This is a genomic window from Agrobacterium sp. CCNWLW155, assembly GCF_036888815.1.
Classification (GTDB): Bacteria; Pseudomonadota; Alphaproteobacteria; order Rhizobiales; family Rhizobiaceae; genus Agrobacterium; species Agrobacterium radiobacter.
In genome coordinates, this window is record NZ_JBAKFW010000014.1 from 31,471 (window position 1) to 53,081 (window position 21,611).

20 protein-coding genes and 2 pseudogenes are annotated in these 21,611 nt (G+C 58.0%); 7 read left to right on the forward strand and 15 right to left on the reverse strand.

What is annotated here, in order from left to right; genetic code table 11:
• Nucleotides 1-133 precede the first annotated feature (133 nt).
• Complete coding sequence (locus tag V6S97_RS25415) at nucleotides 134-925, reverse strand: SRPBCC family protein (RefSeq protein ID WP_334427963.1); 792 nt, start codon at nucleotides 923-925, stop codon at nucleotides 134-136.
• 196 nt (nucleotides 926-1,121) lie between these two features.
• Between V6S97_RS25415 and V6S97_RS25420 the strand changes: the two genes are divergently transcribed.
• The 5 genes from V6S97_RS25420 (at nucleotide 1,122) to V6S97_RS25440 (ending at nucleotide 6,479) form a co-directional block, all read left to right on the forward strand.
• Complete coding sequence (locus V6S97_RS25420; RefSeq protein WP_334427964.1) at nucleotides 1,122-2,009, forward strand: FAD binding domain-containing protein; 888 nt, start codon at nucleotides 1,122-1,124, stop codon at nucleotides 2,007-2,009.
• A complete protein-coding gene (locus V6S97_RS25425; protein WP_334427965.1) occupies nucleotides 2,002-2,481 on the forward strand; it encodes a (2Fe-2S)-binding protein in 480 nt (159 codons plus the stop codon). The genes V6S97_RS25420 and V6S97_RS25425 overlap by 8 nt, the downstream gene beginning before the upstream one ends.
• Nucleotides 2,478-3,239 (forward strand): N-acyl homoserine lactonase family protein, encoded by a 762-nt coding sequence (locus V6S97_RS25430; RefSeq protein ID WP_334427966.1) that lies wholly within the window; start codon nucleotides 2,478-2,480, stop codon nucleotides 3,237-3,239. Before V6S97_RS25425 ends, V6S97_RS25430 begins: the two co-directional genes overlap by 4 nt.
• Nucleotides 3,236-5,635, forward strand: a complete 2,400-nt coding sequence (locus V6S97_RS25435; RefSeq protein ID WP_334427967.1) for a xanthine dehydrogenase family protein molybdopterin-binding subunit — start codon at nucleotides 3,236-3,238, stop codon at nucleotides 5,633-5,635. The genes V6S97_RS25430 and V6S97_RS25435 overlap by 4 nt, the downstream gene beginning before the upstream one ends.
• A gap of 556 nt (nucleotides 5,636-6,191) precedes the next feature.
• Entirely contained in the window at nucleotides 6,192-6,479 is a 288-nt protein-coding gene (locus V6S97_RS25440) for a YMGG-like glycine zipper-containing protein (RefSeq protein ID WP_334427969.1), read from the forward strand.
• Nucleotides 6,480-6,549: 70 nt separating this feature from the next.
• On the opposite strand, the gene V6S97_RS25445 is transcribed toward V6S97_RS25440, so the two are convergent.
• The 4 genes from V6S97_RS25445 to V6S97_RS25460 all read right to left on the reverse strand — a co-directional run bounded on the left by V6S97_RS25445 (nucleotide 6,550) and on the right by V6S97_RS25460 (nucleotide 11,063).
• Entirely contained in the window at nucleotides 6,550-7,926 is a 1,377-nt protein-coding gene (locus V6S97_RS25445) for a sensor histidine kinase (RefSeq protein ID WP_334427971.1), read from the reverse strand.
• The gene (locus tag V6S97_RS25450; protein ID WP_334427972.1) at nucleotides 7,923-8,600 is read right to left on the reverse strand and encodes a response regulator transcription factor; all 678 of its coding nucleotides are present in this window, start codon (nucleotides 8,598-8,600) and stop codon (nucleotides 7,923-7,925) included. Before V6S97_RS25450 ends, V6S97_RS25445 begins: the two co-directional genes overlap by 4 nt.
• Nucleotides 8,601-8,710: 110 nt before the next feature.
• Nucleotides 8,711-9,718: an alpha/beta hydrolase family protein gene (locus tag V6S97_RS25455; protein ID WP_334427973.1), complete on the reverse strand. Its 1,008-nt coding sequence runs from the start codon at nucleotides 9,716-9,718 to the stop codon at nucleotides 8,711-8,713.
• Between the two features lie 358 nt (nucleotides 9,719-10,076).
• Nucleotides 10,077-11,063 (reverse strand): winged helix-turn-helix transcriptional regulator, encoded by a 987-nt coding sequence (locus V6S97_RS25460; protein ID WP_334427974.1) that lies wholly within the window; start codon nucleotides 11,061-11,063, stop codon nucleotides 10,077-10,079.
• 605 nt (nucleotides 11,064-11,668) lie between these two features.
• Between V6S97_RS25460 and V6S97_RS25465 the strand changes: the two genes are divergently transcribed.
• On the forward strand, nucleotides 11,669-12,151 hold the full coding sequence (locus tag V6S97_RS25465) for a hypothetical protein (RefSeq protein WP_111794975.1): 483 nt from the start codon (nucleotides 11,669-11,671) through the stop codon (nucleotides 12,149-12,151).
• 28 nt (nucleotides 12,152-12,179) lie between these two features.
• Here the strand turns inward: V6S97_RS25465 and tnpC are convergent.
• The 4 genes and pseudogenes from tnpC to V6S97_RS29250 form a co-directional block, all read right to left on the reverse strand.
• Nucleotides 12,180-13,756 (reverse strand): annotated as a pseudogene (gene tnpC / locus V6S97_RS25470) (IS66 family transposase).
• Nucleotides 13,757-13,825: 69 nt separating this feature from the next.
• Nucleotides 13,826-14,179 (reverse strand): IS66 family insertion sequence element accessory protein TnpB, encoded by a 354-nt coding sequence (gene tnpB, locus V6S97_RS25475; RefSeq protein WP_135522033.1) that lies wholly within the window; start codon nucleotides 14,177-14,179, stop codon nucleotides 13,826-13,828.
• Entirely contained in the window at nucleotides 14,176-14,562 is a 387-nt protein-coding gene (gene tnpA / locus V6S97_RS25480) for an IS66-like element accessory protein TnpA (protein WP_112295772.1), read from the reverse strand. The genes tnpB and tnpA overlap by 4 nt, the downstream gene beginning before the upstream one ends.
• A gap of 35 nt (nucleotides 14,563-14,597) precedes the next feature.
• A complete protein-coding gene (locus V6S97_RS29250) occupies nucleotides 14,598-14,885 on the reverse strand; it encodes a helix-turn-helix transcriptional regulator (RefSeq protein WP_442886109.1) in 288 nt (95 codons plus the stop codon).
• Here V6S97_RS29250 and V6S97_RS29255 point away from each other — a divergent pair.
• Nucleotides 14,872-15,036: pseudogene (locus V6S97_RS29255) on the forward strand (cyclohexanone monooxygenase); the annotation flags it as partial. The gene V6S97_RS29250 and the pseudogene V6S97_RS29255 sit on opposite strands and share 14 nt — an antisense overlap.
• A gap of 3 nt (nucleotides 15,037-15,039) precedes the next feature.
• On the opposite strand, the gene V6S97_RS25485 reads toward V6S97_RS29255, so the two are convergent.
• The 6 genes from V6S97_RS25485 to bhcA all read right to left on the reverse strand — a co-directional run bounded on the left by V6S97_RS25485 (nucleotide 15,040) and on the right by bhcA (nucleotide 21,517).
• On the reverse strand, nucleotides 15,040-15,312 hold the full coding sequence (locus tag V6S97_RS25485) for a hypothetical protein (protein ID WP_334427976.1): 273 nt from the start codon (nucleotides 15,310-15,312) through the stop codon (nucleotides 15,040-15,042).
• Nucleotides 15,313-15,923: 611 nt separating this feature from the next.
• Complete coding sequence (locus tag V6S97_RS25490; RefSeq protein ID WP_334427977.1) at nucleotides 15,924-17,003, reverse strand: type I glyceraldehyde-3-phosphate dehydrogenase; 1,080 nt, start codon at nucleotides 17,001-17,003, stop codon at nucleotides 15,924-15,926.
• A gap of 140 nt (nucleotides 17,004-17,143) precedes the next feature.
• Entirely contained in the window at nucleotides 17,144-18,109 is a 966-nt protein-coding gene (gene bhcD / locus V6S97_RS25495) for an iminosuccinate reductase BhcD (RefSeq protein WP_334427978.1), read from the reverse strand.
• 81 nt (nucleotides 18,110-18,190) lie between these two features.
• Nucleotides 18,191-19,354, reverse strand: a complete 1,164-nt coding sequence (gene bhcC / locus V6S97_RS25500) for a 3-hydroxy-D-aspartate aldolase BhcC (protein ID WP_334427979.1) — start codon at nucleotides 19,352-19,354, stop codon at nucleotides 18,191-18,193.
• A gap of 10 nt (nucleotides 19,355-19,364) precedes the next feature.
• Nucleotides 19,365-20,312 (reverse strand): beta-hydroxyaspartate dehydratase BhcB, encoded by a 948-nt coding sequence (gene bhcB, locus V6S97_RS25505; protein WP_334427998.1) that lies wholly within the window; start codon nucleotides 20,310-20,312, stop codon nucleotides 19,365-19,367.
• Nucleotides 20,313-20,326: 14 nt separating this feature from the next.
• Nucleotides 20,327-21,517 carry an L-aspartate--glyoxylate aminotransferase BhcA gene (gene bhcA / locus V6S97_RS25510; protein WP_334427980.1) on the reverse strand — a complete coding sequence of 397 codons (1,191 nt, stop codon included), beginning with the start codon at nucleotides 21,515-21,517 and terminating at the stop codon, nucleotides 20,327-20,329.
• Nucleotides 21,518-21,611 lie beyond the last annotated feature (94 nt).

Below are 21,611 nucleotides of genomic sequence, written 5' to 3' on the forward strand. Positions count from 1 at the left end.
TGCTCCCGGTCGCCGACACCACTTTCTCGACTGCGCCCGTTCATAGTTGGCACCTTGCAGAGACGCGTTAAGTCTTGTTTTGCAAGTCAGCTTGAGCGGCGGGCGCGCCGCCCACATTCTTAGCCTGTCCCTGTCATTGATTGTTGCCGCGCGCTCCGAACAGGTAGCCAATGGCAGCCGCCATGATCAACTGCGCGATGCTCGCAAGGTCGGGCGAGATGCGCGAGGGCACATCGGTAGCCGGCGCAAGGCTCGGCAACAGCCCGCCATAGACCGCCCACAGGGCTACGAGGACGGAAGCAAAAACCACCAGCGCAAGCACCGGCAAAGAAACGCTGGAACCAGCAGGCGCCCCGGCCTTCGCGAAAGGCTGGGCCAGTGCTATTGTCGGCGCCTCCCGCTGCAGCGAGCCTGCCTTTGCTTGTACCGGCGCAGGCCCCGAGTCCGCCGGCTGAACCGACCCGGTTGCTTCCTGCGGGTTCTGCCGCGCCTGAATTTCCTCGGCAAATCGCTTGAAGAATTGGCCCGCCATCTGCTTTGCGGTCACGTCGATCAACCGGCCACCGAGCTGCGAAAGCTTTCCGCCGATCTGCGCATCCACCGTATAGTCGAGCACAGTCCCGCCATCCGTCGCAGAAAGTTTGACGACAGCAATCCCCTTGGCAAAGCCAGCAACGCCGCCTTGCCCTTCTCCAGCTATCTTGTAGCCATTCGGAGGATCCAGATCCGACAGAGTTACAGCCCCCTGGAACCGTGCCTTGACCGGCCCGACCTTCATGACCGCGACGGCTGCCATTTCTGTATCCGATGATTTCGTCAGTACTTGGCAGCCAGGAATACAGACCTTGAGCACATCAGGATCGTTGAGCGCGGCCCAGACTTCTTCCTTAGTCGCCGGGATCAATTGTTGGCCAGACATTTCCATGGATAACTCTCCTCACCTGTCATTGGAACGGAAACGCTCCGCTCCACGCGATCTGCCTGCTTGACATTCTCCTTTTAAGTCTAATAATGCAAGTCAATTTTGCGACAAGCATCATTGTGGGAGATGATGCCGGAGGAGCACTTATGGCACGATCTTCAGTAAGAGCGACGGCCCCGCTGGCGCCACGGGCGAAACCATGAAGCCCGCACAGTTCGATTACAGCGCACCGGCAACGGTCGAGGAAGCGGCAGCGGCGCTCGCCGCATCGGCCGGTGACGGCAAGATCATCGCCGGCGGGCAGAGCCTGATGCCGATGATCAACTTCCGACTGGTGAAGCCCTCCATCCTTATTGACATCAACCGCATAGCGGGATTGGATAAAATAGAGTTCGACGGCAGCCGGCTGAAGATCGGGGCGACCGTCCGTCATCGCATGACAGCCACCGATCCGCTCATCGCCCGACACCTGCCGATCATTCACGATGCCATGCATCACGTTGCCCACATGACTGTGCGCAACCGTGGCACGTTCTGCGGCAGCGTCGCCCATGCGGACCCCGCAGCCGAAATGCCGCTGATGACCCGCTTTCTCGACGGTACGATCATCGCCTTCTCAGAGCGAGGCGAGCGCCGCATCCCTGCCGCCGACTTCTTCACAAGTTCATTGATGAATGCTCTTGAAGAGGACGAACTGGTCACGGCGGTGGAGATCGACGCCATGCCTGAGGATGCCGGCTGGGCCTTCGAAGAATTCGCCCGCCGCCATGGCGACTTTGCGCTTGCCTGCTTCGCGACAACGTTTCGCATTGAAAATGGAATAGCGAGCGGCGTTCGCATTGGCATGATGGGCGTGGGCGAAACCCCGCTGCGCTTGCCCGAAATCGAAGAGATCGTCGAGGGCACCGACCTTTCCGAACCCATTCTCGATGCGGTGGCAGAGAGACTGGCAAACATCCTGACCCCCAATTCCGATATCCACGCATCAGCGGATTATCGCAGGCATCTGGCTGGCGTACTGGCGAAGCGCGCACTGCGCACAGCTTGGAGCCGCGCCAATGGGAAGGAGATACGGCGCCATGGCTGAAAAGCAGATCACTTTTAATGTCAACGGCCTATCCTACACGCGGGCAATCGAACCCCGCATGCTCCTCAGCGATCTCCTGCGCCATGAGCTCGGCCTGACAGGAACGCATGTCGGCTGCGAGCACGGTGTCTGCGGCGCGTGCACGGTCATTCTCGACGGACGAAGCGCGCGTTCCTGTCTCACACTCGCCGTGCAAGCGGAAGGCATGCAGATCGAGACCATCGAGGGCCAGGGCAGCATCGACAGGCTCGGGCGCATTCAGGAGGCGTTTCGCCAGCATCACGGGCTGCAATGCGGCTTCTGCACGCCGGGCTTTATCATGACGATCACCGATCTTCTGCGCCACCACCCGCTGGAAAGCGACGAGGAGATCCGGGAAGCGCTGTCGGGAAACATCTGTCGCTGCACGGGCTATGAGCACATCGTCAATGCCGTCCGCGAGCTCGCACGTGAAAGAGGACCACTGAGATGAAGATGTATTTTCTCGAGGGCGGCCGGCTGCGGATGCGCCGCTCGATCTTTGTGGCCGGAGCTGCAAAGGAAGAAACCATCGAACTGCCCGTCCACGCCACGCTGATGCGCCATACCCGGGGCAATGTGCTCTTCGACAGCGGATGCAATCCGGATGCGGCGATCGATGCCCAGGCTCGTTGGGGCGGCCTGAGCAAAGTCATGACGCCAATCTTTTCACCGAAGCAGACCGTCGTCCGCCAGCTCGAAGCCATAGGCCTGCAGCCCGACGACATCGACGTCGTCATTTGCTCCCATCTTCATCCCGACCATTGTGGATGCAATTCCTATTTCCGCAAGGCGACCATGCTGTGCCACGAAGCTGAGGCCGCGGCAGCTAGGGCCGAGGGTGCCGAAAACCTCGGCTACCTGCCTAGGGAATGGGATCAGCCCCAAGGCTTCCAGACGTTTGATGTAGACCATGACGTGTTCGGCGACGGCCGTATCGTCGTCATGCCCATGCCCGGGCATACAACCGGCATGAGCGTGGCGCGCGTCGAACTGGAAAAGGACGGCGCTTTCGTCCTTGCGTCGGATGCCGCCCCCCTCCAGGCCAATATCGACACCGGCATCGCACCGAAGAACACTTGGAACATGGATCTGGCGGCTGCCTCGCTCGCGCGGCTCAAGGCCTTGCGCGACAGCGGCGACACGATCATCTCAGGCCATGACGACGTTCAGTGGCAGGGCCTGAGAAAAGGCCGGGAGTTCTATGAATGAAACATTCTGACCATTCCGTCGAGCTTCGTCCCAAGCTGGTTGGCAAGCGCGTCAAGCGCACGGAGGATCCTCGCCTTCTCACCGGAGTTGGGCAATATGTCGACGACATGGCGCCTGCCGGTATGCTTCATGTCGCGTTGCGCCGCTCCGACCAGCCTCATGCGAAAATCCTCAACATCGATGTCGGTGACGCATTCTCCGTCCCGGGTGTCGTCGCGATCTACGATGCAAGCGATATCGAGGGAGAGATAAAACCTGCCATTCCGACCTCACGGATGCCGGGCTATTACGCCACGCCGATCTGGCCGCTGGCACGGGGCAAGGTCCGCTTCGTCGGCGAACCGGTCGTCGCCGTGGTGGCGGAAAGCCGCTATGCCGCCGAGGACGCGCTGGAACACATCACCATCGAGTACGAGCCCCTCCCCTTCGCGATCCGACAGGTCGATGCGGTCAAGGACGACGCGCCGCTCCTGCATGAAGAGGCGGGAACGAATACGATCATCCGCCGCGAATTCAAGCGCGGCGATGTCGACGAAGCCTTCAAGGACGCGGCGGTGACCGTCAGGGGCCGGTTCCGGATGACCCGCAAGACCGCCGTCGCCATGGAAAACCGGTCCTATCTCGCCGAGTGGGACAGCCGAAAACAATCGCTAACGCTCTACACCTCGTCCAACATACCTGGCGTTATCCGCGACGTGCTCTCCGACTGTCTCGATCTTCCCGGAACCCGGATGCGCGTCGTCGCGCCGGATGTGGGCGGCAGCTTCGGCGGCAAGGGCTCTCTTTACGGAGAGGAAATTCTCGTCTGCGCACTGGCGCGGAAGCTGAAGCGGCCCGTCAAATATATCAGCGACCGCCTCGAGGATCTTTCCGCCACCAGCCAGGCGTTCGACGAACTGATCGAGGCGGAACTGGCGGTCACAAAGGACGGTATGCTGATCGGCCTTCGGGCAGACGTGATCGGCGATGTCGGGGCGTACTCGATCTATCCGTGGACGGCGGCGCTCGAAACTGTGCAGGTCGTCAGCTTCCTGCCCGGCCCTTACCGGATGGAGCATTACCGCGGCCGCATTCGCGGCGTGCTGACCCCGAAGCCGCCCACTGGCCCCTACCGCGGCGTTGGCCGCCCCTCCTCCACTTTTGCCATGGAACGCCTGGTCGAGATGGCGGCGCGTAAACTGGGCATGGACCCGGTCGAGTTTCGGCGAAAGAACCTTGTGAGGGATGACGAATTTCCCTACCGCACCGCCTCCGGCATCATCTGGGACAAGTCGGCTTTTCAGGAGTGTCTCGAAGGCGCCTGCAAGCATGTCGATTATCCAATGCTCGTTCGCGAGCGTGAGAAGGCAAGAAAGGCCGGCCGCTGGGTTGGTATCGGGCTTGCGAGCTATGCGGAACTCACCGGCATCGGATCACGGATTTCGGTCGCCCCCGGTATGCCGATCAATACTGGGACCGAGACCTCCAAGATCGAGATCGACGCGACCGGCGCGATCACCGCCGCCTTCGGCATTTCGTCTCATGGTCAAGGGCTGGAGACGACGCTGGCGCAGGTCATCGTTGACGAACTTGGTTGCAAGCTGGAGGACATTGAGGTCAAGCACGGCGACAGCGCTCTTGTTCCGATGGCCAGCGGCACCTATGCCAGTCGCTCGGCCGTTCTCGGCGGCGGCGCCGCAACCCTTGCCGCTCGCGTTGTCAAGGCCAAGGTGCTGCGCGCCGCAGCCTATCTGATGGAGCAAAGCGTCGAGGACCTGGACATTCACGACGGCATCGTCAGCAGCCGAAACTCGAATTCGTCGATGACGTTGAAAGAGGTCGCCTCCGCCGTTTACACCCAGATGGGACGCATTCCACGCGACCAGCGCGAGGACCTGACAGCATCGGAGACCTATGACCCCTATCTCGGAACTGCCTGCTCGTCGACGCATCTGGCCATGGTCGAGGTCGATTCAGAAACTTACGGCGTTAAGATCCTTCGTTATGTGGTTGCGGAGGACTGCGGCAAGATCATCAACCCGATGATCGTCGACGGGCAGGTTCACGGCGCGGTGGCGCAGGGTATCGGCGCTGCCTTGCTTGAAGAGATCGTCCATGACGATCAGGGACAGGCGGTGGCGGCCAGCCTCGCTGATTACCTGGTTCCGGTGGCGAGCAGCGTGCCCGAAATCGGCATCGTCCATATCGAGGCCGATCTGCCCAACAATATCGGTGGCTTCCGCGGCATGGGAGAAGGCGGCACGATCGGCGCGCCGGCGGCAATCGCGAACGCCGTGTCCGACGCACTGGCTCATCTCGGCGTATCCGTGGAGACGCTTCCGGTGACACCTGAGCGCATCTTCCGGATGCTGCACAAAGGGCGCGAGACTTCCACGGAAGCGACGGTTGCCATGTGAAGCTTGCAGATCAAGCTAATATCAAAGCAGACAATCGGTCTCCTGGCCGCAAATCGGCTTGCGGCACGCCGAACACGCCGCGACCGCCGAATAGTCTCGGCCGATCTTGTCATGCAACTGCATCGGCGTGGCTTGCCGTCGGATATCGCGACCTGCATCGGCTTATGGAGATCGAACCTTATTTTTGGTGAAGCGTCATAACGATGTCGGTTTGCAACGGGTTTTGGCCAAAGATTTCAGTTATCGCTTTTTTGCCCAGAGATTTTGGCAGCGTGTTCTCAACGGATTGCAAAAGAACGGCATATCCCAGTCGGTTAGCGGCAACGGTCCAACTCTCTCGTTGAGCGTGTTGATGTCTGAAGAGTTCAATAGTGCAGCGACGCCACCTGATCACGGTGTTCTTTTGGCAGCGCGATTATATCCGATAGTTGCCTAATCGGACCCGACGACTTCCCGTAATCTACCCGTAATCCTCCTCCATCAGATTCGTTTGCAGCGAATACGTGATCCGCTTTTCGGAAACGCTCGCTATCGATCTGTGAACCGAGGGTATGAGATGAAAAAGATTATTGCGGGGGTGCTGGTCTGCCTGTCGCTAACAGCATGCAGCAAGACGGAGAAAGGCGCCGGGATCGGCGCGGCGAGCGGAGCCATCATTGGCGGCCTTGCCAGCGGCACATGGGAAGGGGCCGCGGTTGGTGCTGCTGCCGGTGGTGCCGGGGGAGCAGTGCTCGGCAATGCAAGTGAGAGAAGCGACAGGGACAGGCGGGATCGCTGGGACCAGAGGGATCGACGTGATGACAACTGCCGCTATCGTGACCGTTTCGCTCGCTGCTACCGCTGAGCCGATCTGAGAGGGCGAACGGAACTTCGTGAACGGAGTACCAGGCGGAGATCAGCTGTTTTGCAGCTGACTAAAAAATGCCTGGCGTCTGCCTAGACGCCGGCTGACCATCATAAGGCAGATAGACGCGGAATTTACTTCCGGCACCGCCTGTGGCCTGCAAGGTGACGTCGCCACCATGCTCGCGCGCGATGTCACGGACAATCTTCAAGCCTAGCCCGGATCCACCGCCGTGGCCGTTGATGCGATAGAATGCGTCGAAGATTCGTTCCCGCTTATCCTCGGCAATTCCGGGTCCCTCGTCTTCGACCTCGACCGTCCCCTGCTCACTGAGGCGGATTGAGATTGCCCCACTCTTGCCTCCATGCTGGATCGCATTCTGGATCAGATTGACGAACAGGCGATCCAGTGCGGCCCTGTCGCCCATGGTCCAGACCGGAACTTCGGGAGCGTCCAGAGAAATTGTATATCCCTCTGCCACTGCATATGGCGCAAGATCGCCTACCGCCTCGGCAACGACTTCGCCTAGATTTAGCCTGCGACGTTCGTTGGGGCTCTGTCGGAGCGTTTCGATCGCCAGGAGTTGGTTGGCGAGTGCCGCGAGACGGCGGACTACCAGCTTGATCTTCTCGGTTTCGGGTCCGGGTTCAAGCCCGGCCACGCGCACCTGAAGGATGGCCACCGGCGTCCGCAGTTCGTGAGCTGCGTTGACAAAGAAACGTTCAGTGGCTTCTGCTCCCTCGTCGATTCGACGGAATGCATCATTCAGTCCTCGTACCATTGGGTAGATCTCCAGGGGCAGCCTTGAGACCTCAATCTGCCTTCCTCGAGCCTGATAGTCGACTGTAGCGATCTGGGCAGACAGTTCGCGAATCGATTTGAGGCTGAAGCGCACTACCAGCGGAAGGCCGATCGCAGTCAACGTGAGAAGCACGATGATCGGAATGGCGGTAAAAATGCCTCCGAGCAATAGGATCGCCTGAGCGTCCGAAATAAACGCTCCTCCGCCGGTCCAGATGGTGACCCGGCCAGCCGCACTATCGAACGCTTCCAATCTGGACGTGAGATAGGTACTTGTTTCCGACCCTCGGATGTCGATCGTCTTCAAGTCGTCTAATGCCGCTAGCATGGAGGAGGTAGCCTCAGGAACAGGGCCGTAGTTTAGTTCCCCGCCGTCGGATTCCTTCACAATGATCCAGAGGTTAGGGGAACTGGACATGAAGTCGCGCAGTTGGGCCGTCGGCCTCAGGCTCACGGAGCCGGGTCCGTCCCGATGCACGGAAGCTGCGATGGAGGATGTCAACTGAGGATGGATTACAACGCCGTCGGAATCGGCCTTGAAGAAAACGGCTAGCGCATAGGACGCCAGCGCGAGAAGCGTCAGGGCCTGAAACGCCATAATACACAGTGTGAGACGCCGACTGAGCGACCAGGTAGACGTCTTCATTGATCGCCCACCTTTATGAAGTACCCGACGCCGCGGATGTTATGGACTTCCAGCCCGGAATTGGCGTCGGAAAGCTTCTTGCGCAGTCGCGACACGTTGGCCTCGAGAGAGTTTGAGGCGATCTCGTCATCGAACGCGTAGATCGCGTCTTCCAGCACTCCCTTCAGAACAGTTCGTCCTGGCCGACGAAGCAGGCATTCCAGTATTTGAATATCCTTGCGAGTGAGTTCCAGAACGAGCGACCCCACTCTTGCCTCTCGTGTTTCCAGATCGAAAACCAAACGGCCGAGGCTCGTATTCCGTACCACCTTGTCAGGTGATCGACGACGCACGGCGCGGATGCGAGCAAGCAGTTCTTCAACCTCGAAGGGCTTGGGGAGATAGTCATCGGCACCTTCATCGAGCCCGGTGACCCTGTCCTTGGAACTGCCCAATGCGGAAATCACTATCGCTGGGGTATAACGACCTCCAGAGTGCAACAGGGGAATAAGCGTGAGCCCATCGCCATCAGGTAACTGCCTGTCGATCAGCACCGCATCGTGGACCTCGCTTGCGATGGCCTCGCGCGCGGTCGACAGATCGGGAGCCGAATCCATAACGATGCCTTGGCGTCGCAATGCAGACGCAAGGGCATCGGCCATTTCCGGTTCGTCTTCCACCAACAGGATGCGCATCGGTCTTCCTTCAAGGTCTATGTTCACCGGCCCTAGAATGACGGTTCTGGAGATGAACGAACAAAGCATCGTTTGCCATGAATGTCCCGGCGGCAAGGGACGACCTTGCGCTATTTTCCACCTTCGGCTGCTTTCTGCTGCGTGATGCCCTCGAAGGTGCTAGGGACTTTCGAGTGCTCGATCGTGTGGATGGAAAGTTCCTCGCGATCCCGCACCATACGTTCAAGGAAGGCCTGGATCTCGAGCTGTCTGGTGAGGAGCGGCAACGCGGCAAGAATATGATCGCCTTCAGGATAGTCGACGAACCATTTGGGAAAGTCTGGGCCAGGGAACTCACGCAGATAATATTGCGGTCCGTACCCGGAGAAGCGATCCTGGACCTCGTCGTAGGTCACCAGCCAGTCCTTGCCACCGTGGAAGAACATGATAGGCGCCGGCTTGGACGCGAAAGCGAGTGGCGTTCCCGCCGGCAGCCAAAACGCGCCGGCCATGGAGATGACGCCTGCATAGCGGAACCCCGAAGGCAAATGATACTGAGCAAGCCGAGTGGCATTCGCCACATTATACTCCGCCACAAGGGAGTTCGTAGCTCCGGAACTGCCGCCTATGATCACAATCCGCTTAGCATCCAGGTTCCACTCGTCCGCACGAGCGACAATAAACGTGGTTGCGTCGAAAAGATCCTCGACGCCCCACTCGATGGCCCGGAGATACATCTCGGTGCCATTCTCGTTGGTGAACTCGCCGCGCTTCTTGGCCTCCTTAATTCCCAGGCGGTAATCGATCGCTACAACGGCGTAGCCGAGCGAGAGGAAATGAGTCCACATGGTAACGGACGTTTCGTCTCCGCGATCGCCTCCTTCCCAGCCGCCTCCAAAAGAGAAGAGGATTACCGGTCGTTTCCCTTCGAAACCAGCGGAAGGATCGACGATGAGGTTCAGATAGAGGGCTTGCCCTGTTTTCGTTCCATACTGATGGGTGCTAAACTGAACGCTTGAACCTACGGTCTCGTCGGCTTCCTCTGCAGATACAGGCGTCGCAAACGTTCTTGAATTGAAAGAGACCAGTAAACACAAAGCAGAACTAGACATCATCGCACGGCGCGCCAGCTTCACCATTTCCTCATCCTTTAGTCGACCGATCAAGTAGCTGTAAGTGTTGGCTGCCGACTATGACGCGAACATTACGGCGTTTGGGACAGAGAGATCGTCCGCGCCAGGCATGCCCCTTTTCTGCAGGAGATCTATGCTGGCTCGCTTCGCATCGAGGCACATCAGCGACACGACGTCGAGCTTCTCTGCACGAGCTGCAGCGGACTTCTATGCCGCCCGGTCAGTGGCAATGCCAGTCAAACCGCCTGCCGCTCCATGAGATCCGACGACACTCCAGTTTCTAGCGGCATGTCCTTGAAGAATACGCCTTACGCGGAGCGGGAACCGAAGCGTCCAAAGCGACAGATGCCGCGTAAGCCAACGGTTATAACTCGAACTGATATCGGAGCAGATAGTCTGTATCCTTGGCCGCGATCGGCTTGCGGCATTCGGAACACACGACGATCGCCGAGAAATCCTGGCCGCAGGTCTTATGGCGCAGCCGCATGGGCGGCTTGCCGTCTGCCAACCAGCGGTCTCCCCAGGCCATCATCACCAGCATCGGCTTGTAGAGATCCAGCCCCATTTCGGTGAACCGGTATTCGAACCGTTCGCCGGAATTGTATGGAACCTTCCGAAAAACGTCGGCTTGCACGAGCCGCGCCAGACGGTCGGACAGGATGTTTGTTGCGATTCCGAGATTTTCCCGCATTTCTTCGAAACGCCGCACGCCGTTCCATCCTTCGCGCAGGATCAAAAAACTCCAGCGGTCGCCAATGATGCCCAGCGTGCGTGCCACCGAGCACGGTCGAACCCTCTCCAAAAGGGTCGGATCGGAGCTTCGTCGCGATGTGGGGCGATTCTCAACCGGGGCATAGCCTGCTCCAGGCCCGTCCCTCGGTGCCACCTCTTTGGCGGTGAATGGCTGAAGACATTCACCGCAGACGGTTACAGGATGACAATTGCATCCGCAGCTCTTGTGGATGAGTTGAAGCGGCGGCTCGCCGGAACCGGCCAGCCACTTATCGCCAAACTCCATTAGAGAAAGCATAGTTGGGAAAAGATCTTTGCCACGCACCGTCAAAAAATACTGCTGCCCCGGTTCGTTTGGTCGTTTCCCCATGCTGAGAATCTCATTTGCGACGAGCGCAGATAGTCTGGAAGAAAGGGTCTGCCGCGGAATTCCCAACCGCTGCTGAAACTTGTCGAACCTCCGTACCCCAAAATAGGCTTCCCGAAGGATCAGGAAGTTCCAAGTGTCGAGGACAATCTCCATGGTCCGACGCACGGATGATTGCTTCTGCATAGACAGAGGCTTATTCGACAAAGCTGGGGTAACGTTTTCGATCTTTGTTGTCGTTACGTCATTCACGGACTAGACCCTGTAGCGAACACAGTTAGGTTACGACTGAAATATAGACAGCAAAGTCTGACAATGAAAGTCACTCGGTGCTCCCATTGTGACATTCCATCCTTAATATGTGTCCTCCACCTGGGCGAAGATGCTCACTTCCGCCCACGCTCCGCCGCCCGGACGCTTCCGCTTTCCGAACCCCGCGGGCACGCGACCTGGTCCGCTTGCTCGACTTATTTTGCGAGGGCACGACTGCGGAACGTGACAGCGCGGCACCAGCCGCGTTCGAGACGGCTGCGTCTTCTCGGAAGCAGTATCCTCGCTGCCTTGTCGGCGCAGAGATCGCGGAAGACAAGGGCCAGCCGTTCAGCGCGGTTGTCATGCGGCCAGTTTGCCGCCTTGACCAACGCGGCTCGCGATTGTTCGGATTCCTTTGCACGCCGGAATGTTTTATCTCCGGTCTATGTAAACCGTAAGCGGCGTTCTGAGACCACGGTGTTTTTTATGAAGTACCGACATCTCACCTCATGAAGGTGTTAACGGTTTCATTGATAACCTATGTTCATGTCATACAAGCACTGCTAACTAAACGTACTGGTTATGCTTAGACGAAACGGCCTCGCATGCAGTTTTTTTTCATCAGGTTCTTGATATTTGCCTCTTTAATTTCACTGACGGCTGTCTGGGCTCACGGCTTGGAAGGCGTTAAAACGAATCCTGATGGGGTTATATTCAATGTTTTATTCTACAGTATTTCGGGGTCAATCGCCTATTTCATCGTTCTTTTTCTGGCGTCATTTCTAGCCACAATAATCACTTCGAAGAACAATTTTCCTTTGAACTTCCACACTGTAATGCTGGCTGATACAGTTTTCTCGTACGCATTTATATTGAGCTCTTCGTGGCTTTTTTTGATGCAGAGCGCGAGTAGTGTTTCTGTAGGGGGAAGCCAAGGGGAACAGGTCGTAAACGGCTTGTACACAGTTGTCGGATGGAAAAATGCTTCCTACAACGCCTGGGGCGCGATATGCTTCGCAATTGTGCTGCATTTCGCGTTTTTCATTCATAACTATATTTCAACAAGAAATCAGTCGACAGCAGAATGATAAATGTAGGCTGTCTCGGCGAGATAGCCTATTTATCAGCATAGTTCCACGGCAGCAGCTCATCGATCCGGTTCTGCTTATGGCCGTTGACGATGGTGGCGAGCGTTGCGGTCAGATAGGCCTGCGGATCGACGGCATTGAGTTTGCAGGTCTCGATGAGCGAGGCGATGGTCGCCCAGTTCTCTGCTCCAGCGTCATGGCCTGCGAAGAGCGCGTTCTTCCGGCTCAGGGCAATTGGCCGAATGGTCCGCTCGACGCTATTGTTGTCGATCTCGATGCGCCCGTCGGTCAGGAATAGTTGGAGACCATCCAGTATTTGGCGATGTAGGCCAAGGCTTCGCCGAGCGGGGATTTTGCAGCGACACGGGCTCTGTTATGCGTGAGCCAAACCTGCATGTCGGCGACGAGCGGTGCAGACCGTTCCTTCCGTCCGGTCACGCGAGCCTCCGGATCAAAACCGCGCAATTCGGTCTCTATCCGATACAGCTCGCCGATCCGTTTGACGCCGTCCTCGGCAATCGGTCCTGAACCGTTGCGAGTTATCTCCACCAGCTTGCGACGAGCATGTGCCCAACAATAGGCAAGCCGAATGTCCGGGCCGACACGGTCAGGAGCGATCAGCCTGTTGTATCCGGCATATCCATCGACCTGCAGGATGCCGGAGAAGCCCTGCAATATCCGTTCGGCATGAATACCCCCGCGACCAGGCGTATAGGTGAAGGCGACGCCGGGCGGAGCACCGCCGCCCCACGGTCGGTCATCCCGCGCCAGCGCCCAGAAGTATCCAGTTTTGGTCTTGCGCGAGCCGGGATCGAGGACCGGAGCACGGGTCTCGTCCATGAACAGCTTGGTTGAGCGCTTCAGGTCGGCGATCAACGCATCGAAGACGGGACGCAGCTCATAGGCTGCTCGACCGACCCAGTCGGCGAGCGTGGACCGGTCGAGATCGACGCCCTGGCGACTCATGATCTGAGCCTGCCGATACAGCGGAAGGTGATCGGCATATTTAGAGACCAGAACATGGGCGACGGTCGCCTCCGTCGGCAATCCAGCCTGGATTAATCGCGCTGGAGCAGGAGCCTGAACGACGCCGTCGGTGCAGGAACGGCAGGCATATTTGGGACGGCGGGTGACCAAGACTCGGAACTGCGCCGGGACCACGTCCAACCGTTCGGAGACATCCTCCCCAATGCAATGCAGGCAACCGCCGCAGGCGCAGATCAGGCTTGCTGGCTCGATCACCTCTTCCACTCGGGGAAGATGTTTTGGAAGAGAACCACGATTGGTCGTGCGTGGCTTGGTCGTCCTAGTTCCAGCAGGAGTGTCCGCCTCATCCTCGGCATGGATGGCGGCCATGGCCGTTTCCAGGTCCTCCAATGCCAGATCGAACTGGTCGGGATCGGTCTTCTCGGATTTGCGCCCAAATGCTGCCTGCTTGAAGGCTGCGACCAGCTTCTCAAGCCGTTCGATCCGCTCGTCCTTGCGAGCGATATGCTCGTCCTTACTGGCTATCGCGACGTCCTTGGCCGTCTCGCGTGCCTGGGCTGCGATCAGCATCGCCTTCAGGGCAGCAACATCATCGGGAAGATTAGCAACGTCCAACATGGCCAGAGCCTACCAAAACCAAATCCGTTTTGCTTCCGGAATCTATCGTGCTGAGTCATCGTGTCGCAGCTATTCGATGGCGACCGGCGCTCTCGTTTCGACAGCCCGAACCCGCCTCCAATCAAGCCCGGCGAACAGTGCCTCGAACTGAGCGTGGCTCAATGTCATCAGGCCGTCCTTGATGCCAGGCCAGGTGAAGCTATGCTCTTCCAGCCTCTTGTACGCCAGCACGATGCCGGAACCATCCCAGTAGATCAGCTTCAGCCGATCTGCCTTGCGAGATCGAAACACGAAGACTGCTCCGGTAAACGGGTCCTTGTGCAGCTCGTTCTTCACCAGCGCCGCCAAGCCGTCATGACCCTTGCGGAAATCCACGGGTTTGGTTGCCACCATGATCCGCACGCGGTTCGAGGGGAAGATCATGTCGCCGCCACCAAGGCACGCGCGATGGCGGCGATCCGGGCAGCAGACGCACCTTCCTCAAGACGGATCGTGACAGGGCCCACGACAATCTCGGCGTGACCAACCGCTTTAGACGGAGGGTCCGAAACAGGTGGATCGACGATCACCGCCGCGAACTCTACCGCATCCTCCGGTGCTGGCAGGATCAACTTGCCCTGCCGCGCCATCGTCCGCCAGGTGGAAAGACTGTTCGCCCGCAATCCATAGCGCTGCGCAACTTCATTGACCGTCGTGCCAGGCCTCAGGCTTTCCGAAACGATCTTCGCTTTGATCTCGTCAGGCCATTGACGATGAACCTCACGCACAGGCTTCTTGGTTGTGAGAAACTCCAATGTACTCTCCATGGAGAAACTCCCGTTCTTCATCCATGGAATGTCGATCACAGATCAGGCGGAAGCGAGCAATGTGGGGATAGAACATCGGTTACTGTAAACCTGCCAGGCCGCTTCCCTGTCCATCGCAGAAATGCCTGAGAGAAACTGCTTGAATCCGAGAATCCTGTTCTGAACGCCACTTCGTTTACCGTCCAATTTCCGGAACGCAGATGGTCACGAGCAAACTGCGCGCGGACCATGTTGGACAGGTCGCGAAAGCTGTAGCCACGCTCCTGCAGTTTACGCTGGAAGCTCCGCTCGGACGCCAGATACGTTGTGATGGCAAGTGGCACCCTTACTGCTGTTCCTCGTACACCGGATGTCCCGGGGATAGAGACATTTAAGGGTCGCTGGTTTCATACGGGGCGATGGCCCCCCGAACCTGTCGATTTTACAGGCAGACGTGTTGCTGTAGCCGGTACCGGATCGACCAGGATCCAAGCCATCTCAGAGGTAGCGAAGACCGCTGCAGCTTTGACGGTATTTCAACGCACGCCAAAATTCACTCTTCCCGCCGCCAACAGACGCTATACCCACGAAGAGCTCAGTGAAGTACGCGCGAACTATCCCGAATTTAGAAAATCCCTCCGCTTTACGTCCTTCGGCATTACGGAAACAGCGCCAGACGTCGATCTTACCAAACTTCCCGTTGGTGAACGCAATGAACTGATGGAGCATATGTGGCGTGATGGCACGCTGGGAACGTTCTTCCTCACTCACGATGAGAAGTTCCCTCTACGTTCACAGGCTGTGAACGATATAATTGCCGATTTTGTGCGCACGAAAAGGCCGAGGTAGTGGAGACCGGGTTTCTTGCTCTCGAATATGCTGGTCCGAAAGCCGCGCTGCTGGTGGCAATCGCGATGGCAAACAAGCTGGCGCGGATAGTCTGGCAATGCTCGCGTGCAATCAAGATTACCGAGAGCCAAGCGGAGCGGTCTGCTGAGGGCAGACGTTCTAATTGGAATGCCGGCGATTTGAGGAGGACATGAACCGCAGGGGAAAGTGATCGAAAAGGTCGGGATTGGATAAACCAGCAGTTCTCATGGAGATCCGAGCTCGTTCCGCTGATATGGAATCTAATCCGCGTACCACAATACCGGCCCGCGGCATTTCATGCCGCAATATGAGGTCTGAAACACGTACGCACCCGATTACTCGTTCCAACGGCAAAAAAAGTCCTTGCATCGAAAGGGGCATCCAAACATGAGAACTGACCCGGCGTTGTAGTTAACCCCTCCCCCCAGCCCTTCTTTCCACCGTTTCTACCAAGGACGCCCGCTGGCGCACGTGTGTCACTGCGGACGCTCATTTTTGTCCCAAGCGGCATTTCAGGTCTGGTGAGCCGCTCTTCGATCCGTAAAGCACACTTGCAACTGACCATTTTCAGGTGCGTCCGGCCGCGCAGACGGGAGCGGTCGACTCTCCAGATTCCGCTTGTCCACCAACAGCGCCATTTCGAGCATACGGTTGGCGAAACCCCATTCGTTGTCGTACCAACCGAAAATTCTGAGCAACCCGCCGGCTGCGGACATCGAAAGCTCTGGTCCGCTGACAGTCAGCGATTCCGGGCGCCCGCGTAAATCCACCGAAACGAGCGGTTTTTCGATCCACCCAAGGACAGGTGATCTCTCGCAAAGGTCGCGCAGAATATCGCGAACGTTCCGGAGTTCTGTTTGCGCCCGTAGAGCAACGGTAAGGTCTATCGCCGAAACGCTTGCGGTAGGCACACGAAGGGCGCGTGCTTCTATGAGGCCGGCAAGATGAGGAAGAACTTCACCTAAAAGAAGATGCGCGCTGGTCGTCGTTGGCACCATGGACAAGGCTGCCGCTCTACTGCGCGCCGGATCGCCCCTCGGCTGATCTACGGTAGGCTGACTTCCGGTGTAACAATGGACCGTCGTCAGGTGTCCACCAACCACACCAAACTGCTCATCAACGATCCGAAGCAGAGGAGCAATCGCGTTCGTCGTACACGAACCATTTGAGACAATGCGCTCGCCGCGATAGGTCTCGTCATTTGCGCCCATCACAAGGGTAACATCGGCCCCTTTTGCCGGCCCCGATATGACGATGCGACGCGCGCCTGCTGCCAAAGAAGAATGCGAGAACGCCAGCGCGTCGCGGTGCCCCGTACATTCGAGAACGACATCCACGCCTGACAAATCCACGGCGCCGAGGTCTTGGTGGTTGTGAAATGGAATCGCTCGACCGTCGATTACGAGGCAATTTCCCTCTATTTCCACGCGCCCAACCCAAGGTCCGAATACACTGTCAAACTCGAAAAGATACGCCAAGGTTTCGAGTGAAGCGACATCGTTGATCAATGCAATCTCGAAATCATCGCACCTTACAGCCAGACGCAAAATGGACCGTCCGATGCGGCCAAAACCGTTTATCGCGACTCTCATATGAACAGACCTTGCATCGTGGGTTTCAAGATAGAAATTGCAGCACGGCAGTGCCAGTTTCCGAAGTTCTGTGGCCTCCGATCAACCTGAATAGACCTATGCACATCGCTATTCTTCGCGGCGAACAGTTACTCCGGCGACTAAAAATCCACGACAATGGCAACACCTTTTTGAACAGCCAGATCGACCGCTTTCGACGCCACGGCCAGATCCTGAAGCCCGATGCCGGTTCCGTCAAAGACTGTAATTTCATCGGCGTTTGAGCGACCCGGATGAGCGCCGTTGATAACCGCCCCGATCTCGATGATCCTATCGGGAGAGATCAATCCCTTGGCGACCGGATGCTGCGCTTCTCCGATCGTAACCGATTGCGCGATCTCATCGCTGAAGATGGTCGCTGCCGCCAGCAGTTCGGCCTCTACTTCCTGTTTCCCCTTAGTATCCGTACCCATGCAGGCAAGATGAGTACCCGGGCGAATTTGCGCCGCCTTCAGGATCGGCGCGAAAGACGAAGTGATCGTGATAATGACGTCGGCTTCCGCGCCCAGTCGATCAAGGTCGACTGCCTCGAATGGAACGCCATGTTCGGCAGTGATCTTGGCAAGACGGTCAAGCGCCTCGGGATAAATGTTCCATCCAACGACCTTCTCGAAAGCGCGTTGCTCGAGGGCTGCCCGAAGCTGGAAGGTAGACTGATGGCCCGCGCCGACCATGCCAAGCACCTTGGCGTCAGGCTGCGCCAGATATTTGATCGACACTGCGGAGGCAGCTGCCGTGCGCAACGCTGTCAACAGGTTGCCCCCAACAACGGCCCGACATTTGCCGGTATCAGCATCGAAAAGGAATATGGTCGACTGATGGTTCGTCAGCCCTTTTTCCATGTTGTTGGGCCAGAAGCCGCCGGACTTCAGGCCAAGGGCTAGACTTTCCCGATCAAAACCCGATTTGAAGCCGTAAAGCGCGTCGGCATGACCGATGGCTTCGCGGATCACCGGGAAGTTGTAGGCGGATTTCTGCGCCATCGATGCGAAGACCCGCTCCACCGCAGTAAAGCAATCCGACGCAGAAACGAGGCCTTCGATCTCGTGTTCGGGGACAATGATCATGAAAATTACTCCCGCCTGGATAGCGCGCCGGGGACACCAGATGGCCCCGGCGGTGAATTCTATCCGTTGCTATCGCCTGTTCTAGTAAGCCTTGCCGCGCGCCGAGACCGGCCACAGGGTCTCGACCTTCCCATTGCGCACCCCGACATACCAATCGTGGACATTGCAGGTCGGATCGCAGTGACCAGGCACGAGACGCAGTTTCTCATTGATCCTGAGAACCCCGTTCGTGTCCTCCACCACGCCATGCTCGTCGGAGCATTTGACGTATTTGACATCGTCGCGACCATGGACAAACGGAAGACCGCTATCGACAGATTGCGCCTTGAGGCCGGCATCAACAACGGCGATATGAGGCTTTGCGTGGCTCATCACCGAGGTCAGGATGAACAGGGCGTTTTCCCACTCTCCTTGGTCGATCCGCTTGCCGTCCTTGTCGTGAATGCGGCCATAGTCTGCATCCATGAAGGCGTATGAGCCGCACTGAAGCTCGTTGTAAACACCGGAGTTGGACTCGAAATAATACGAGCCAGTGCCGCCGCCCGAGACTAGTTCCGGGTCAAGCCCCTCGGCCTTGAGCGCCTCGACAGTCTCCGTCACCTGGGAAATCGCCGCATCGAGCTTGGCCTTGCGGTCTTCAAAGCTGTTCATGTGCTGCATCGCGCCCTGATAGGCCTGGATGCCCGCAAATTTCAAGCCCGGTGCTGCGTCGATCGCCTTGGCTATCTCCACCACCTCGGAGGCCGCCTTTACGCCGCAGCGCCCGGCGCCGCAGTCGATTTCGACGAGGCATTCGAGGATCGCGCCATGCTTTTGCGCCGCGGCCGACAGATCATCGACATTGGCGAGATCATCGACGCAGACGATAATCCGGCTGCCGAACTTAGGCAAACGCGCCAGACGGTCGATCTTGGCCGGGTCGCGGACCTGGTTCGATACGAGAACGTCCTTGATACCGCCACGCACAAAGACCTCGGCCTCCGAGACCTTCTGGCAGCACACGCCAATGGCGCCACCGAGCTTTTCCTGAAGCTTCAGAACGTCGACGGACTTGTGCATTTTGCCATGGGCGCGGTGGCGCATGCCGTGGGCCTTGGCATAGTCGCCCATCTTCTTGATGTTGCGTTCCAAGGCGTCGAGATCGAGGATCAGGCAGGGTGTCTGAATGTCCTTCTCATCCATGCCCGGAAAGGCAGGAACATCGTATCCGACTTCAAGGCCGGCGAATTCTGTATGGGCGTTCATGGTTCTCTCCTCAGTTCCAGGGCAGCTTGTCGAGATCGACGTTACCGCCGGTGATGATGATGCCGACACGCTTGCCGGCAAATGCTTCGTGATTCTTCAGGATGGTTGCCAAGGGCACGGCGCTGGACGGTTCCAGCACCACGCGCAGGTGCTTCCAGGCGAGCTTCATCGCATCGATGATCTCCCGATCCGAGGCGGTATAGATCTCGGAGACATGGTTCGACACGAAATGCCAGGTGAGATCTTTCAGCGGCACAAGCAGCCCATCCGCGACGGTCTTCGGCGCATCGTCGGCGATGATGTAACCCGCCTTGAAGCTGCGATAGGCGTCATCGGCCTGTTCAGGTTCGGCCGCAATCACCTTCGTCTCGGGTGCCAACGTCGACAGAGTAAGGCAGGTCCCCGAAATCATGCCGCCGCCGCCTATCGGCGCTACGACCATCTCAAGCCCATCGGCCTGTTCCATAAATTCTTTCGAGCAGGTTCCCTGACCGGCAATCACTCGCGGATCGTTATAGGGATGGACGAAATCCCCTCCTGTTTCGGCTTGGACCTTCGCGAAAGTCTCTTCCCGTGAGGAGGTGGAAGGCTCGCACTCGGTAATTCTGCCGCCGTAACGGCGCACGGTGTCCTTTTTGGCCTGAGGCGCCGTGCGGGGCATGACGACATTGCAGGGGATCCCGCGCCGCATCGCCGCATAGGACAGGCACGAGGCATGATTGCCTGAGGAATGTGTGGCCACACCACTGACTGCCCGTGCTTCGTCCAGCCCGAATACGGCATTGGCGGCGCCGCGTACCTTGAAGGCGCCCGGCTCCTGAAAGTTTTCGCATTTGAAGAACAATTGCGCGCCGCTGAGATCGTTGAGATAACACGACTGCCGGATCGGTGTAAGCTGGATATGAGGCCTGATCCGCTCATGGGCGGCGAGCATGTCCTCATAGCTGGGAATATACATCTCGGTATCGCTCATCACGCGGCTTTCCTCTGGGCGTTTCCTGCGCTTTGACGGTAGGACTGCTGAGCCGCAGCAACGCCGGAACCGAGAGTGACCGGCAGCCCGAGGTCAGCCATCACCATCTCGGCGGTGGCGATACCGGACAGCGCCATGATGTCGGTCAGGCTGCCCAGATGACCGATGCGGAACACTTTCCCCGCGACATCGCCAAGGCCCGTTCCGAAAGCAACGCCATACGTGTTGAGCGCGTGAGCGACGATCTTGTTGGCGTCGAACCCTTCCGGCGTCCGTATGGCGCTGACGCTGTCCGAATAGAGTTCGGGACGGGCGGCGCAAAGCTTCAGCCCCCAGGCGGAAACAGCGCGACGGACACCTTCGGCAATCCGATGGTGCCGGGCAAAGACGTTTTCGAGCCCTTCATCCAGCAGCATGTCGGTCGCCACCTTCAACCCGTTCAGCAAACCGACCGGAGGTGTATAGGGATATCCATTCGAAGCATAACCCTTGGCCATGTCACGGACATCGAAGAAGGTTCGCGGCAGCCTGGCGGAACCGGTCGCTGCCAGAGCCTTTTGGGAGAAACCAAGGATTGCGAGGCCAGGTGGAAGCATGAAGCCTTTCTGGGACCCAGTGACGGCGACATCGACACCCCATTCGTCCATCCGAAAGTCATAGCAGGCGATTGAGCTCACACCATCGACGAAGAGCAGGGCTGGATGTTTTGCGTTGTCGAGCGCACGGCGCACGGCGGCAATATCAGAACGAACGCCCGTTGCCGTTTCGTTGTGCGTGGCAAGCACAACCTTGATTTCGTGACCTTTGTCCGCCGTCAGAATTTCTTCGAACGTGTCTGCGGGGACGCCTTCCCCCCATTCTTGCATCACGACCTGAACGTCGAGGCCGTGGCGTTGGCACATGTCGATCCAGCGGTGGCTGAACATGCCGTTACGCGTCGCCAGGACCTTATCCCCTGCCGACAGGGTATTCGTAATCGCGGTCTCCCAACCACCGGTACCGGTGGAAGGAAACACGAAAACTTCAGCCTTGGAGGTCTTGAGGATCGCTTTGACGCCTTCAAGCGCAGGATGAAGGATATTGCCAAAAAGCGGACTACGGTGATCAATGGTCGGCATATCGACGGCTTTACGGAGCACCTCGGGGATGTTCGTCGGGCCGGGAATGAAAATAGGATTCTGGGTGCTCATGGCTACTCCTCCTTGCTCAACAAGAAAGTTACCACGCACGTCTCATTTAGTAAATTTTTTTGAAATGATTTTTCATTATCCTTAAAAAATAGAG